Origin of the sequence: Exiguobacterium sp. UBA3968 (assembly GCF_002385115.1) — a bacterium.
GTDB lineage: Bacteria > Bacillota > Bacilli > Exiguobacteriales > Exiguobacteriaceae > Exiguobacterium_A.
On sequence record NZ_DGCW01000007.1, the window covers coordinates 33,720 to 48,548 of the forward strand.

The 14,829-nt window shown below is 47.9% G+C and carries 13 protein-coding genes and 1 other annotated feature (1 of these 14 cut by a window edge); of the genes, 6 read left to right on the forward strand and 7 right to left on the reverse strand.

The window, feature by feature from the left end; translation table 11 throughout:
* The first annotated feature begins 35 nt into the window (after window positions 1–35).
* The 3 genes from B3S86_RS12920 to B3S86_RS12930 all read left to right on the forward strand — a co-directional run bounded on the left by B3S86_RS12920 (window position 36) and on the right by B3S86_RS12930 (window position 3,328).
* Window positions 36–1,115, forward strand: a complete 1,080-nt coding sequence (locus tag B3S86_RS12920) for a site-2 protease family protein (protein ID WP_035412136.1) — start codon at window positions 36–38, stop codon at window positions 1,113–1,115.
* A 149-nt stretch (window positions 1,116–1,264) separates the two neighbouring features.
* On the forward strand, window positions 1,265–2,653 hold the full coding sequence (locus B3S86_RS12925; RefSeq protein WP_290753444.1) for an MATE family efflux transporter: 1,389 nt from the start codon (window positions 1,265–1,267) through the stop codon (window positions 2,651–2,653).
* Between the two features lie 108 nt (window positions 2,654–2,761).
* A complete protein-coding gene (locus B3S86_RS12930; RefSeq protein ID WP_290753447.1) occupies window positions 2,762–3,328 on the forward strand; it encodes a 3'-5' exonuclease in 567 nt (188 codons plus the stop codon).
* Between the two features lie 439 nt (window positions 3,329–3,767).
* Here B3S86_RS12930 and B3S86_RS12935 read toward each other — a convergent pair whose 3' ends face one another.
* The 3 genes from B3S86_RS12935 to B3S86_RS12945 form a co-directional block, all read right to left on the reverse strand.
* Window positions 3,768–4,883 (reverse strand): NADH-dependent flavin oxidoreductase, encoded by a 1,116-nt coding sequence (locus B3S86_RS12935; protein ID WP_290753450.1) that lies wholly within the window; start codon window positions 4,881–4,883, stop codon window positions 3,768–3,770.
* Between the two features lie 92 nt (window positions 4,884–4,975).
* Complete coding sequence (locus B3S86_RS12940) at window positions 4,976–7,066, reverse strand: MMPL family transporter (RefSeq protein WP_290753453.1); 2,091 nt, start codon at window positions 7,064–7,066, stop codon at window positions 4,976–4,978.
* Window positions 7,067–7,135: 69 nt separating this feature from the next.
* The gene (locus B3S86_RS12945) at window positions 7,136–7,930 is read right to left on the reverse strand and encodes a hypothetical protein (protein ID WP_290753456.1); all 795 of its coding nucleotides are present in this window, start codon (window positions 7,928–7,930) and stop codon (window positions 7,136–7,138) included.
* Between the two features lie 115 nt (window positions 7,931–8,045).
* Between B3S86_RS12945 and B3S86_RS12950 the strand changes: the two genes are divergently transcribed.
* On the forward strand, window positions 8,046–8,219 hold the full coding sequence (locus B3S86_RS12950; protein WP_069201452.1) for a YycC family protein: 174 nt from the start codon (window positions 8,046–8,048) through the stop codon (window positions 8,217–8,219).
* Window positions 8,220–8,266: 47 nt separating this feature from the next.
* On the opposite strand, the gene B3S86_RS12955 is transcribed toward B3S86_RS12950, so the two are convergent.
* Both B3S86_RS12955 and pulA read right to left on the reverse strand, forming a co-directional pair.
* A complete protein-coding gene (locus B3S86_RS12955; protein WP_056059874.1) occupies window positions 8,267–8,749 on the reverse strand; it encodes a site-2 protease family protein in 483 nt (160 codons plus the stop codon).
* Window positions 8,750–8,933: 184 nt separating this feature from the next.
* Window positions 8,934–10,940: a type I pullulanase gene (gene pulA, locus B3S86_RS12960; RefSeq protein WP_235513987.1), complete on the reverse strand. Its 2,007-nt coding sequence runs from the start codon at window positions 10,938–10,940 to the stop codon at window positions 8,934–8,936.
* 111 nt (window positions 10,941–11,051) lie between these two features.
* Between pulA and B3S86_RS12965 the strand changes: the two genes are divergently transcribed.
* Window positions 11,052–11,546, forward strand: a complete 495-nt coding sequence (locus B3S86_RS12965) for a YajQ family cyclic di-GMP-binding protein (protein ID WP_023469671.1) — start codon at window positions 11,052–11,054, stop codon at window positions 11,544–11,546.
* A gap of 80 nt (window positions 11,547–11,626) precedes the next feature.
* Window positions 11,627–12,220: a metallophosphoesterase family protein gene (locus B3S86_RS12970; RefSeq protein WP_290753467.1), complete on the forward strand. Its 594-nt coding sequence runs from the start codon at window positions 11,627–11,629 to the stop codon at window positions 12,218–12,220.
* A 62-nt stretch (window positions 12,221–12,282) separates the two neighbouring features.
* Here B3S86_RS12970 and B3S86_RS12975 read toward each other — a convergent pair whose 3' ends face one another.
* Together B3S86_RS12975 and argS are read right to left on the reverse strand one after the other, a co-directional pair.
* Complete coding sequence (locus tag B3S86_RS12975; protein WP_035412119.1) at window positions 12,283–12,888, reverse strand: hypothetical protein; 606 nt, start codon at window positions 12,886–12,888, stop codon at window positions 12,283–12,285.
* 30 nt (window positions 12,889–12,918) lie between these two features.
* Complete coding sequence (gene argS, locus B3S86_RS12980) at window positions 12,919–14,601, reverse strand: arginine--tRNA ligase (protein ID WP_290753471.1); 1,683 nt, start codon at window positions 14,599–14,601, stop codon at window positions 12,919–12,921.
* Window positions 14,602–14,660: 59 nt separating this feature from the next.
* Window positions 14,661–14,829, reverse strand: a binding site (T-box leader) (it continues 51 nt past the right edge of the window).

Consider the following 14,829-nt stretch of genomic DNA (forward strand, 5'->3'; position numbering starts at 1 on the left):
GAAGAACGTCACATGATGAAAGAAGGAATTTCACGATGGCTAAAAAACGTTGGGGTGGACTTGCTGTTGCCGGCGCCTTTCTCTTGACGAAAGGAAAGGTCATCCTTGCCTTATTGAAATTTTCAAAGTTCGGAGGCACTTTGATTTCGTTCGGAATCTCTCTTCTCTTTTACGCTCAAATATTCGGTGTTTGGTTCGGGGTCGGATTGCTCTATCTCCTATTCATTCATGAGATGGGACATCTACTCGCCGCTAAACGACTCGGTTTTAAGACCGGTCCTGCCATTTTCGTTCCGTTCATGGGAGCCGTCATCGGCATCAAGGATACATTTCGAACGCCAAAACAAGAAGCGATTCTCGCGTACGGTGGACCACTCGCTGGTCTCGTATCCCTGATTCCGCTTGCGATCGGATATGCTGTGACGGGAAATGACTTCTGGCTCGTCATCTTCCACCTCGGGGCTCTATTGAATCTCTTCAACCTACTTCCCGTCAGTCCGCTTGACGGCGGACGGATTCTTGCGGGACTTCCGATCATCGTCTGGGTCGCGGGACTTGCTGCCTTGATTGCCTACGGTATCACCCACTTTAGTCTGATTTTGCTCTTGATTGCCTTTTTAGGCGGCAGTGCCGTTTGGAAAAGGTATAAGTTCGCGAAACAATATGAGGCGAACCGGTCGACCTTAATGTTGTACCGTGCCGCACGTGAACGCGTTTTACGGGCAAAGGCAGAGCAAGAACGTGCAGACGCTGAAGTCGCACTTGCTCCAGAACTAGAAGGTGAGGAAGAACAAACAATCGAGAGTACCTACGATCCGATCGCTTGGTCACTTCGTCTCGATTTACAAGACTTGCGACAAGCGAGTCCGGAAGAGGCACGTCAGGAAGCAGACGATCTGTTACGGTATCAATATGATGCCGCCAACGATTACGATGCCTTATTGCGACGGATCGATCAGCGAATTGAACCACTTCGTCTTGCTGAAGAGTCTGTTCAGTATCATCAGATGCCGAAAAAACAACAAACGATCACGCTCCTCGCTTATTTGGCGCTCGGTGCTATTTTATTCATTGCTTTCGAATATTCGAAAGGTTACCTGCCTACACCATCTTAAATCGAGATTCATCGGATGCGCTTCATGCGCATCCTTTTTTCATAGAACGAACACATTGACTAGAGTGATTTCTTGCATCTCGTTAAAGAAGCGACTACTCTGAGTAAAACCCTACTTACCACTTGTCTAAAATAGGAGGTCCTCCTTCCATGAATAAAAACACTGCCCGTTTGGGTGAAGCACCTGTCAATCAGCTTTTACTTAGTCTCTCTTTACCAGCGATGGTCGGGATGCTCGTCACGGCACTCTACAATATCGTCGATACGATTTTCGTCGCTCAAGGAATCGGTACGGCTGCCGTGGCCGCCGTCGGAATCGCTTTCCCCGTCCAGCTCGTATTAATGGCAATCGCCAACTCGATCGGGATCGGTGGTGCTGCAATTGCGTCACAACGACTCGGTCAAAAACAAACAGATGGTGCCAGTCGTGCTTATGCCAACGTCTTGATGGCTGTTTTCTTCATCAGTATGCTCGCTATCATCAGTGCTTTCATCTTCGTCGAACCGTTGCTACGTCTCTTTGGAGCGACGGATGAGATCATGCCGTACAGTATCGCTTTCTTACGCGTCCTCTTGATCGGATCTCCTTTCTTCATGTTGACGATGGCGTCGAGTGCGATGCTCCGCGCAGAAGGACGCGCGAACTATCAGATGCGCGTCATGCTGACGACGGTTGCGATCAATATCGTCCTGACACCGCTGTTCATCTTTGGTCTTGATTGGGGCATCCAAGGTGCTGCACTCGGGACAGTCGTTGCGCAAATCGTTGGTGCTGTACTTGTTTTTCGATTCTTCTTTACGAAACGCCGACAAACTGGCTTGACGCTCAATCGGAGTGCTTTTAAACCTGATTTCCGATTAACGTTCCGGATGATGCAAATTGGATCATCGTCGTTCATCATGCAAGTCTCTCAATCCGTTCTATTCATCACTGTCAATCATATGCTCGTCCGGTACGGGGGTACGACAGAACTGGCAACGTTTGCAGTCATCAATAAGTTCATGGCGCTCGTCGGTATGCCGATCATGGGGATCGTGCAAGGGATGCAACCGATCGTCGGGTATAATTTCGGATCCCGGCAGTTTAGCCGGATGTCGCTCGCCATCAAGTTGGCAATCCGCTACGGTTTATCGTTATCGATCAGCTTGTGGTTACTCATTCAACTGTTCCCTCGTTTTTGGGTCGGCTTGTTCACAGAAGAGGCGACACTTCTACAGGAAGGCTCGAGTGCGATGCGTATCTTATTCGCCTTATCGTTCGTCTACGGAATTCAAATGATTGTCAACGGAATGTACCAATCGCTTGCAAAAGCAAAAGTCGCTTTATTCTTGTCCTTGTCACGCCAAACGTTATACACGATTCCACTCGTCTTGATATTGCCAGTGTTCTTCGGTGTCAATGGTGTCTGGTTCGCTTTTCCGATCGCTGATGCAATGGCTGTTTTGACGGCCCTTGTTTTCGCCTATAAAGATCGCGTTCTGTTATTTAAACCGGAAGAGTACGTCGCAGAGGAACAAAAAGTCGCCACCGCGAAGTGAATGGAATGGATCTAAGATCGTCTGCCTTGCAGATGGTCTTTTTTGATGGACTTCCAGAATACGAACATGTATTCTGTTACTAGTGAATGACAGAAAGGAGCCTGCTGGATGTATACATTAGCAATTGACTTTGAAACGGCAAACCGAAATAGCCGAAGCATTTGTGCGTTTGGTTGGTCCGTTCTCTCGAACGGTCGTGTCACGGAGAGTAAACAGGTCTTAATCAATCCAGAAGAAAATTTCGATGCTGGAAACATTCGGGTCCACGGAATTCGTCCGAGCGATGTCTTTGATGCGCCGACGTTACCTGAAGCAATGGAAGCCCATGGCTTATACGATTTGATTGCAGGCGCTCAACTGATCGTTGCTCACAATGCATCATTTGATATGGGGGCACTCCAAAAAGCGATTCAAAAATACGATATGTACCAGATGCCCGCTTTCACCTACGGCTGCACGGTCAAATTATCCCGCAAATTGTATCCTTGGTTGCCGAACCATCGATTGAATACGATGGCAGAGTTTCTCAACGTCTCTTTCCAGCACCATGATGCGAAAGAAGATGCCTACGTCTGTGCGTTACTCTTAAACGATATGTTGGAACGAACGAACCTACAGGATCCGGTCACATTGCATACGTTTTGCGGCGTTCGGATGGGACAGGTTGCATATTAAACAAAAAAACACTCTAGACACAAAATCTAGAGTGTTTTCAGGTTTGTAGACAACAGGGATGACTCCAAAAAATGACGCGTCTTTTCACGCCCTTTCCTCAGGCGAGACACAAGCCAGTTTTCCCGCTTCGAGCAGGAAAACGGGTCTCGTGTGTCTCTGACAGCGCAATGCGCTTTTTCCTGTAGGAGTGGCGTGAAGCGCGTTATTTTTTCTAGAAGAAGGATTCGAGAAGCGTTTTGTTCACTCGACATCGCTTTCTAGGGAAAAACAAGCAAGAGCGACCCTGCAGCGAAGCGAAGCGGCGCGATGCTTGTCCCAGGAAAACGATGCGAGACGAACAAAAAAGCGCAATCCTTCTCGTTAGAGAAAAATTGCACTTTACCTTCAGTCTCAAAGCACTCTAGACACGAAATCTAGAGTGCTTTTTGATGCTGTTCTATTATTTGCTTGCTTGTTTGATCGGGAACCAGCCTGGACGGCTTGTGATACCTGCCCATAATGCATCTGGAACGACGAGTTCTGCTTGTGCTTCTGGATCAAGTTCTGTCCGGATTGACGCAAGGTCACCCGCTTCGACTTTCTCAACCCATTTCGGTTCCATGATCAGTTCACGACCAAGAGCGATCATTGGAACGACAGCCAAACCTTGTTCGACTTCGTCCGCTGTGTGAAGCGATCCGACACCGATGATAGGTACTTGTTCACCAACACGTTCTTGAACGAGTGTAATAGGTGATGTCGTTTCATTTTCATCACGAATTGAACCTGCGAAGAAGTCCATCACGGAAACGTGCAAGTAATCGAGGTCTTTTTTCGCCAGCTCATCGACGAGGCGCATCGTATCATCGAGTGTGATTCCTGGATTTTCAATTTCTTCTGGAGAGAAACGGTATCCGACGATGAACGAAGGATGTTGTTTAGCGACAGCTTCGACTGCATCCACGACAGCTAATGGGAAGGCGAGACGTTTTTCTAAGCTACCGCCCCATTTATCTTCACGACGATTTGAGTGTGGTGAGAAGAACTGTTGGATCAAGTACGTGTTTGCACCGTGAATCTCAACACCATCAAATCCAGCTTCCATCGCACGACGTGTCGCTTGACCGAATGCTTCGATGATTGCTTCGACTTCTTCTGCCTCTAACGCACGTGGTGTCATCGCACCTTCACGCACGGGTGCAATAGCACTTGCACTGACCGTTTGCCCACCGACGAGTTCTGGTGGTGCCATACGACCAGCGTGGAAGATTTGTAAGATCGCTTTTGCGCCTTTATCTTGAATCGTTTTCGCGAGTCGCTTCAGACTCGGCACGAGATCGTCACGATGCGCACCAAACTCATTCGGGAATCCTTGACCGTCTGCTGTGACGTTCGCACATGCTGTAATGACAGCGCTGACGCCACCTGAACGTTCTGCGTAGTACGCGAGTTCCGCATCCGATACTTCGCCGTTCTCTTGTGCCGCATAGTTCGTCATCGGTGCCATCAAGACGCGGTTTTTCAGCGTCACACCGTTTGGTAGTGTAAATGGTTCAAACATTGCTTGAGTTGCCATGAGTGAAGTGCCTCCTCTAATTTCTTGAATTGAATATCGACAGTATACGCTCGTCTTCCTCTGAATAGCTACTGATGTGCTTACGCGATGTGTCACTTGCGGATCGCTTTACGACGCCCTCCCGGCCACCACCAGTTCCAGTGACCAAATAGCTTCATCAGTGCGGGGACAAGGAGCATCCGGACAATCGTAGCATCAATAAAAATTGCAAGCGCGATACCGACACCAAGTTGTTTGATCGGACTAACACCTGTAAAGGCAAACGCACCGGTGACGACGATCATGATCAAGGCAGCGGACGTAATGATTTTACTCGTCTTCGCCAGTCCCATCTCGGTCGCATGATCGTTATCGCCCGTCTCGTCATAATATTCTTCCATTCGCGAGACGAGGAACACTTCATAATCCATCGATAAGCCGAAGACGAGTGAGAAGATGAAGACCGGTGTTAGAATGCCGATCGTCTCCTGCGGAAGAACTGCGCCGGACTCGAACAAGACGACGAGTAATCCAAACGTTGCTCCTAAACTGAGCAAATTCATCAGAATCGCTTTGATTGGAATCAAGATGGATCGGAACGCGATTAGCAGAATGATGAATGTCGCCAAGACGACGACACCGATAGCCAGCGGGAGTTTCGATTCAATGGCATCATAAATTTCCTGATTAAAGGCTGCTGGTCCCCCGACAAGGTAACCGTCCGCCTGCACCTTTCGTATCCAGTCTTGCGAAGTAGCATCGCCGGGATCTCCTTTTAAATTGACGTTGATCCGTGCTTGATCGTTCTCTGATAGAAACGACTTCAGTGCATCGCGCCCAGCCGAAACAGCGAGTAACTGCTCGAGCGGAACCTGTTGCTGTTCCGCGATCGTTGCGGCGGACACGACGGAACGCACTTCTGAATCTGATTCGAGTCGAATCGTCACATCTTCGATTTTTTCTCGTCCCACCTCTGAGGAAGCATCCGCAGACAAGATGAGAACGGCGTCCGTTCCATCGTTCCCGAATGTTTTTTCCCACGACTCAAAGGCCAGACGCGACGGATAGGATTCCGGCAGGGCAGTTGCTTGCGGAATGTTCAACGTCAAGTCACGTAACGGAAATAAACAAGGTAAAAGAAGTAATAAAGATAGAATCGTCACTGTGACAGGGCGCTTCATGACGAAACGTGCGAGGCGGCGCCAACGATCTTCTCCACGACCTGCTTGTTGCCGGAAAAGTCGTCCTTTTTCTAGTACCTTCCCGAAAACGATTAATAGTGCCGGTAATAATGTCAACGCACTGACAACCGCCCCGAGTACCGAAACGAGTGTCCCGATTGCAACAGCGCGGAAGACATCAACATCAATCAACAACAATCCGGCAAGTCCGACGAATACACAGATTCCGGAAAATAAAATCGAGCGTCCTGCCGTCTCGACCGAACGAATCGCTGCCGATCGAATCCCTTGTCCGTCCTGCCGTTCTTCACGGAACCGATTAACGTATAACAACGAAAAATCAATGCCGAGTGCCAGCGAAATCATTGCGACCGCATTCAAGACGAAGATCGATAACTCTTGTTGTCCGGCAACGAAGTAAAGAACACCGGCACCAAAAACAAAAGTGACGAGTCCCATGATCAAGGGTAAGATGGTGGCAACGGGTGTACCGAAAACGAGTAGTAAGACGATCAATGCTGCCGGAATTCCGATTAACTCAGCTCGGATGAGGTCATTTTTGGACGCTGTATTCAAATCATCAACGACGACCGGTTCACCCGTTAGCCGAATCGTCCCGGTACCATCCAGTTGACGTGTGACCGCTGTTGCCCATTTCGCATCAAGTGTTGGTACACCGACTGTCACGTATCCCTTATCGTCCCGCATCGCTCGCGGATTTTCGACGGGACCAATGACGTTCCCGACTCCTTTGATGTCACGGAAGCGCTCGACATGTTGTACCATCGTTTGTCGTAGATTCTCTTGATTCTCAAATAGGACGATGATCGTATGTGGATCCTGCCCAAAATCTTGAGCGAGCACCGTTTCGACGCGTTGAAAATCACCGTCACGTGTAAATCCATTTCCTTCTAGACGATCGGGTAATTGATATGCAAAATAACCAAGCACGACGAGTAGAAGCCCCCAAACGACCAACACTCCTCGAAAATACGCACTAATCAGATGACCAAGCCGTTCCATGATGCGTCTCCTTCCTGTATAAACGTACAAAAAACATCCTTCTTGCTGAAAAGCGAAAAGGATGTTTCATTACGTCTTTTGAAAAATTTGAACCCATGTGTTGCCGAATGTAGTCGATGTCGACACGATCGCAAGACGCCGCGCCTCTTCATCGAGTAACACACTTTTGAGTAAAACGGAGGAGTAGCATCCCTCGAACTTATATTTCAGCTGACTCTTCTCATACAAGTAAAACCGAGAGGAATCGGTGATCGAAAACAATTGGTGCCGGTGGTCAACGAGTGAATACTCCGCGTAATCCGAAAAAGGAATGACCGATTCCTGATTCGTCGCGGCATCCCAAATCACATACCGTTCTTGTAGATCATCATAGGAGATGATCGTCGTAGGTGCGATGAATCGCTCGAACGTCAAACGTGTATCATATCCTCGCTCAACTAAGCGTCCGAACAGCGGCGCCTCTTCATAGTTTGAGTACCGCCAGTCCCCTGTTTGAACGTTCACACAGACGACGTCCGTTTCTGCCGTGTATAGGAAGATTTCATCATCTTGCCACAAGAATAAATTACTGAACCATGCTTCGGAGAAAGCAGCGGGTCGCTTAATGTAATTTAAATGCCCTTGCTCTAAATCCAATAAACCAAAATAAGCTGACTCTTCAAATACGATGAACAATCGTCCACCGCCTGGCTCAATGTACCAGGAGAATGGAACATACGCACATGCTGTTTCCCACAGTGGTCTTAAATCCGCATCACATTTCATAAATCCGTGGCGATCTCGAAAAAGAAGCAAATCCTCCCCGATGCGATCAAACAGTGAGACGGATTCATGGAGTAACAGCTCTGCAGCAGGTTTATACATATGCATCACTTCCTACTTCATACGGTATCAACCTTCTCAGTTTCTCGCTACTATTGATGCGCTCGGCTTGCACCTCCTGTTATACTAACTTCATGGAAAAAGGAGGACGAACACGATGAAACCTTTACAATTATCCGCAGAGACAGCTGTCGAACTTGCGAAACGTCTGAACGTACCACTTGAACAACTAATGCATATGCCACGCCATATCTTGATTCAAAAGCTCGTCGAACTCGAGCAGGAACAAGCGAACACGGAACCTGATTCGTCTAGCGAATCGGAATCTTGAGTAAGTAGCCTCTTTTCCAACGGTGGAAGGAGGCTTTATTTTTCACCTTAGGATTGCGGATGATATTCTGATTTACCATACCGGAAGACATTAATGATTGCTTTCCCATCACTCGGATAACCGTTCGGATGATCGATCGGGAAGAGGGAGAAAAAGACGAAATAAAACGAAAAATACGCGAATTGATAGGTAAAGATTGATGCTTCGAACACACCGGCGTAAATCAGACCATTGATGGCTAAGATACTCGCCACGTTTGCAATCGATCCACCGGCATAAACCAGAATGTTGGCGAATTTCGTCTCCTTACGTAGTGCCTCATATTGACACCAACCATCCCAAAAATAGACGCGATTCAAACGAATCGGACCAACACGAAGCAACGACTTTCCTGAACCGATATTGATCTCCATGTTTCCGCCGAATAATCGGGCAAAAAAGTAATGTCCCATCTCATGAATCAATGTCACGATAGGCAATAGTAAAAAGAACGACAAAAAGAATTTCCATAAATCACCGAAACCGAACATACAACGTACATCCTTTCACGTCAAAACAACATTTAAAATACTACATATGAATTGTTCCCGAAAGATGTATGTTCAAACAATCTTTCAATGATTTTCGTAAGTCAATTGTATGACAGGCTGACATCGGACTGTCATCCGCACACAAAAGAAGGACGAAGCCATTTAGTGCTTCATCCTTCTCCATTTAATCGGTTTTCTTTCGACGCTTGTTCGCTGCGTACAACAATCCGATGATCGTCAGTGCTGCACCACCTGCTACCGCGTATTTCTTGTAATCTGCTTTTCGTTCCGCAATGACCGTAGTCGTCAATGCTGGAACGACTAACTGTTTTTCTTCGTGCAACCGTGGTGCGTGTAATTTAACGGCACCCGACTCAACCAACACCTCGAATTCACCATTTGGCAATTCAATCGTGATATCTTTTTCCGTCGCATTGTGATAGACACGCTGCCGTTCGACGTATCCTTCATATGTTCGCTTCAGTTCAAAGGCAATGACACCTTCCTCTTCTTCAAGGAAACGAAGATGTTTTTTAATCATCGCCGCGTTTGCGAGACGGAACATCGGATACTGACGACGAAGGGCAATCAATCCTTTGACGTACTCGACTGCTGGACGCTCTGTTTCTGCCCGTTCATAGTCGAGGCGATTCACGACCTCTCCGGCATTGAAGCTGTCACGAATACCGTCTTTCGTCCGGAAGAACTCTTGTCCGGCATGGAGGAAAGGAATCCCTTGTCCCGTCAAAATGATCGCATTCGCAAGCATTTGCCGTTTCCGACGAATCTCTTCCGTGTCTTCTGGACGAGACACCGTCAATTTATCCCAAATCGTCAAATCATCATGAGCCTCGACGTACGAGACGACTTGATTCGGCTCATCGGCAAACCCTTGCGAAGAGACGTTACCAGCAATTCCCCGTTTGACTTCACTCGTCCGGTCAAATGCACCACTGATGAAACCACGGTCTTCTGGCGTTTGGACGTCGCCTTTGACCCCGTCCCGTAAACCGTTGTTGAAATGAGCGATTCCTGGCATCTTCGGTGCGTTGAAATAGTTCGCTTTTTCTTCCGGATCAAGTGGCGTATCGAGGTCCCAGCCTTCACCGATGATCAGAATCGATGGATCAATCCGGTCAAGTGCATGGCGCACTTGATTCATCGTCTCAACATCATGAAGTCCCATTAAGTCGAAGCGGAACCCATCGAGATGGTATTCCTTCGCCCAGTACGTCACACAATCAAGAATGAACTTTCGCATCATCAGACGTTCAGATGCAGTATCATTTCCACAGAAACTACCGTTTGAGAGACTCCCATCCGCCTCTTGACGATAAAAGTATCCAGGAACGAACTGACCAAGCGGAACCGTCGCCGCATCATACGTATGATTGAAGACGACGTCCATGATGACACGGATCCCGCGATCATGTAACGCCTGCACCAATTGTTTTAATTCAAGGATCCGCGTTCGTGGATCATCCGGATTCGAGGAGTACGAACCTTCCGGCGCAAAGTAGTTCACCGGATCATAACCCCAGTTATAGTTATCCGGGTCGTTCGGCGCTGTCTCATTGACCGAGCCAAAATCATAGATCGGTAGTAACTGGACATGTGTCACACCGAGGTCTGCCAAATAATCAAGCCCTGTCAATCCACCATTTGGTGTCCGTGTCCCTGCTTCCGTCAGTCCAGCGAACGTACCACGTGCAACGACACCACTGGCCGGATGACTCGTTGCATCGCGTACGTGTAATTCATAGACAACTGCGTCTTGCGAAGAATGGAACAATGGACGTTCTTCAATCCATCGTTCTGGTGTCACACTGGTCGGGTCAATTAATGCGCCGCGCTTTCCGTTCGTTCCGACGGCTTTCGCATACGGATCGACCGCCTCGACCTTTTGTCCGTTGATGCTCGCTTGAAACGTATAGAAATAACCTTCATATGTCGCTCGATCGAGTTCAACGACGTACGTTCCCCGTTCGTCTGCCACCATCTCGACCTCTTCGACTTTTCGTGCGCGTAGTGTCTTGTAGAGACGAATCACGACACGTTCTGCTGTCGGCGCCCACAAGCGCACGTGAATCGCTGTCTCTGAGAAGGTCGCTCCTAAATCATTTCCACTATAGGCAAATCGCTCATCCAGTTCTTGCGGTGTGAGCGTCAACATGTCTGCTGTTTGTTTCAAAGCCAAGCACCCCTTTCATTTCATGGTTTTTATTATAACAAAATTTCAAAGCAGTGGACGCTTCCGGTATTCCTCTCTAAAATAGAGAGTGGAATGAAAGGGGAGATTGAAATGGCAGCAAAAGATAATTCATTTGATATCGTGTCACAAATCAACATCGAGGAAGTCAAGAACGCGGTCCAAATCGCACTGAAGGAAATCACGAACCGCTTCGACTTCAAAGGTTCAAAGAGCGACATGAAGCTCGAAAAAGAGGATTTAATTCTAATCTCAGATGACGATTTCAAACTCGATCAAGTCAAAGATGTCTTAACAGCAAAATTGATCAAGCGCGAAGTCCCAACCAAAAACCTGCAGTATGAAAAAGTCGAGCAGGCTGCCGGGAATACGGTCCGACAACGTGTCATCCTGAAAAGTGGAATCGACCGTGACGACGCGAAAAAGATCAACAATGCCGTCAAGGAATCAAAATTAAAAGTGAAGACACAGATCCAAGATGACCAAATCCGCGTCACAGGTAAATCACGTGACGACTTACAACAAGTCATGCAGATCGTTCGTGAGCTTCCATTATCAGTCGATGTTCAATTCATTAACTTCCGTTAATCGATTGATCTGAACGCTCATATTCAAAAGATAGGCATAACGCATTTTCGGGTATCTCCTTAACAAAGGAGTGGTCGATCATGCGTTATGCCCTTTTTGCGGATCTTCACAGTTCAGTAGCTGACACAGCGGCTGTCCTAGCTGACATACGACAGCTCGCTCCCGATGCGCATTTGTTTTGTCTCGGTGATGTTCATGAATGCCATGTCGGTAAAAAGCGAGCGAAGCGCTATTCTTTCGAATCGCTCTCCCTCGTCGTGACGCTTGATGATGATTTTTTAAACCTAATTGATTTTAAGACGTTACTGGGTAATCAAGAAGAGCGCATCCTGTCGCTCGTTCCACCGCAACTATCTCCTGTCATCGATGCGTTACGCGACTGCCCTCGAAAACAACACATCGAGGGTGCATTGTTGATTCATGGAGATCAATTGAATTGGTCCCGTGATTTTTTGCCTGATCTGTCACAGCAACGTGAACCAGTACTCTTTTTTGGTCATAGTCATATCAGAGGTTTGTTTCGAAATGGTATTGCTCTGTCGAGCCCATTGTATCAATCTTTATCCATTAATGGAGGACGATATGCCATCAATCTAGGTCCTGTCGTGTTCGAACGAGAATGGTGTCTTTACGATTCAGTGCAACAATCGATCGTATTCTATCAGGCGAAGTAAGAGGATACGACAAAAGCCGTCGGGCACAGGGCTCGACGGCTTTTGTTCATGCATCTTATTGATCAGAGATAACGGACAAGCGATGCCTTGACGATATCCACTTGTGTGAAGTTCGTCTCTTCCGCGAATGCTTCGATGACTTGACGGACATCCCCTTGACGACGAACGAAGCTCGTCGGAACTGGTGTTGTACCGACAAGTTGCTCATGCAAACTCGTCAATCGATGATCATCGATGATCGTCGTCATCAAATCAAGGAACAGAAGAACATGCAGACGGTTCAAATAATCCCATGGTTTATCTTCCGAACGGAATTCATTACGAGCGAGCCATTTTTTTAATCCGATCGCATCGATTTGACTCAACGTCTCTGTCGTGCGTGCCGACTTCCAAAGCGTCAACAGTTCGCCGAGTTTTTTTCGTGTCTGTTTCTTACGCATGAAGAATTCAAAATTGTCTTTCGTGCGCAACGCGTCTCCTTCAATCGGAGCAATCAAATCAGCTTCCGGCGCCGTCACGAAATCGTGAACGAAATCGACAGACTCTCCCGGTAACCAAGCAGCGACTTTCCCGTGAAAATCAGCCATGAAGGCGACGGTTTCTGCCAAAGGCTCCTGCTTCATCTGTGAAGCAGCTTGCTGTAATCGGTCTTTCGTCTCAGTCTTCATAATCTACCTCTTCTTATTCGTGGATTGGTCTTACATTTCTTCCGGAGCGCCGACACCAAGTAAACGAAGACCTTCTGTCAAGACGATCGTGACGGACTTGACGAGTGCAAGACGCGATTGTTTTGCTGCGTCATCTTCGAGAACACGGACGTGTCCGTAGTATTTATTGAAGCTTTGTGCAAGATCTAAGACGTAACGGCTGATGATTGACGGCTCGCGACGTGTAAACGCGCGATCGATGACCGTCGAGAATTGGTTTAGCATCGAGACGACACCCCATGCATGATCATCGGCACTACCAGCGAATGGTGTGCCATCATAGCCACCTTTACGGAGCAACGAGTGCGCACGGGCATTCGTGTACTGGACATACGGTCCTGTTTCGCCTTCGAATTTCAACATCTGCTCAAGATCGAACTCGATGTTGTTCATCCGTTCGTTCTTCAAGTCGTGGAAGATGACGGCGCCGACACCTACTTGACGAGCTGTTGCTTCGGCATTCGCTAAGTTCGGATTTTTTTCCGCGATGTTTTGCTTCGCGACGTCGATCGCTTCTTGTAGTACTTCTTCAAGTAAGACGATCCGACCTTTACGCGTCGACATTTTCTTTCCGTCCTTCATGATCAGACCGAACGGCACATGGTGCATTCCGTCGACGTTCTCAAATCCAAGTTTCTTCAAGACTGCGAACAATTGCTTGAAGTGAAGCGCTTGTTCCCCACCGACGACGTAGAACGCTTGCTCAAAGCGGTACGTTTCGAGACGATAGACAGCAGCTGCTAAGTCACGTGTCGCATAAAGCGTTGCGCCATCTTTCTTTTTAATCAAGGCAGGTGGCATACCCTCTGCTTCGAGGTCAACGACCATTGCCCCTTCTGATTCGACGAGGAGATCTTTTTCTTCGAGCAAATCGATGACGTGTTGCATCTTATCGTTGTAGAAAGCTTCTCCGTTCAAGCTATCGAATTTAACTCCGAGCATCTCATAGACACGGTTGAACTCGACAAGTGAGACTTCACGGAACCACGTCCAAAGCGTCGTTGCCTGCTCATCACCTTGTTCGAGTTTTTTGAACCAGAGACGTCCTTCGTCCTCAAGCGTCGGATTTGTTTCCGCTTCTTCGTGGAACCGGACGTATAATTTCAACAATTCCTTGATTGGTTCTGCACGGACCGCTTCTTCCTCACCCCACATCGTGTAAGCCACCATCAATTTCCCGAACTGTGTTCCCCAGTCCCCTAAGTGGTTGACACCGACGACGTCGTACCCTTTTTTACGTGAGATTTGGTTGAGCGCATTTCCGATTACTGTTGAACGTAAGTGACCCATCGAGAAAGGTTTCGCGATGTTTGGTGATGAAAAATCAGTGACGATCGTTTTTCCATTCGCTTCACTTGATCCGAACGCCTCTTGCTCCGTCAGGACTTGGTTGACGATTTCTTGCGAGACGACTTCCCGGTTCAAGAAGACGTTAATGTAAGGACCAACAGCTTGAACGTTTGAGAACAACGGCGCATCAATTTTTTCTGCGAGCTCCGAAGCAATCATGTTCGGTGCTTTACGGAATGCTTTCGCGAGCATGAAACATGGGAATGCCAGATCTCCATGATCTTCATGTTTCGGTTGCTCGATCAGTTGTTCGATTTGTTCAACCGATAAGGCACCTTCCATGACTTGATGTAATACTTCTGCGTATTGCGTTTTATAACTCATCTTTATTTCCTCCTGCTTCACTGATTTTTGGCAATAAAAAACGCCCCTTGCGCCACGCGCAAAGAGACGGAATGACCGCGGTACCACTCTTCTTGGTGTCATTTTTGACACCCACCTTGTTCGGGGATAACGGGGTTCCCCCGGCTACGCCTTTTCCTTCAGGAATCGGGTAGCGTCTCAGAAGTGCGCTTCACGACCGGTTCGTCCTCAGGCTTCCACCATTCCCTG

Excerpts from the sequence above, each read along its gene's own strand:
- B3S86_RS12950 (WP_069201452.1), top strand. The coding sequence starts at position 8,046 with ATGAAACCTTTACAATTATCCGCAGAGACAGCTGTCGAACTTGCGAAA.
- B3S86_RS12930 (WP_290753447.1), top strand. The coding sequence starts at position 2,762 with ATGTATACATTAGCAATTGACTTTGAAACGGCAAACCGAAATAGCCGA.
- B3S86_RS12965 (WP_023469671.1), top strand. The coding sequence starts at position 11,052 with ATGGCAGCAAAAGATAATTCATTTGATATCGTGTCACAAATCAACATC.
- B3S86_RS12945 (WP_290753456.1), bottom strand. The coding sequence starts at position 7,930 with ATGTATAAACCTGCTGCAGAGCTGTTACTCCATGAATCCGTCTCACTG.
- B3S86_RS12955 (WP_056059874.1), bottom strand. The coding sequence starts at position 8,749 with ATGTTCGGTTTCGGTGATTTATGGAAATTCTTTTTGTCGTTCTTTTTA.
- argS (WP_290753471.1), bottom strand. The coding sequence starts at position 14,601 with ATGAGTTATAAAACGCAATACGCAGAAGTATTACATCAAGTCATGGAA.
- B3S86_RS12925 (WP_290753444.1), top strand. The coding sequence starts at position 1,265 with ATGAATAAAAACACTGCCCGTTTGGGTGAAGCACCTGTCAATCAGCTT.
- B3S86_RS12940 (WP_290753453.1), bottom strand. The coding sequence starts at position 7,066 with ATGGAACGGCTTGGTCATCTGATTAGTGCGTATTTTCGAGGAGTGTTG.
- B3S86_RS12935 (WP_290753450.1), bottom strand. The coding sequence starts at position 4,883 with ATGGCAACTCAAGCAATGTTTGAACCATTTACACTACCAAACGGTGTG.
- B3S86_RS12975 (WP_035412119.1), bottom strand. The coding sequence starts at position 12,888 with ATGAAGACTGAGACGAAAGACCGATTACAGCAAGCTGCTTCACAGATG.
- B3S86_RS12970 (WP_290753467.1), top strand. The coding sequence starts at position 11,627 with ATGCGTTATGCCCTTTTTGCGGATCTTCACAGTTCAGTAGCTGACACA.
- B3S86_RS12920 (WP_035412136.1), top strand. The coding sequence starts at position 36 with ATGGCTAAAAAACGTTGGGGTGGACTTGCTGTTGCCGGCGCCTTTCTC.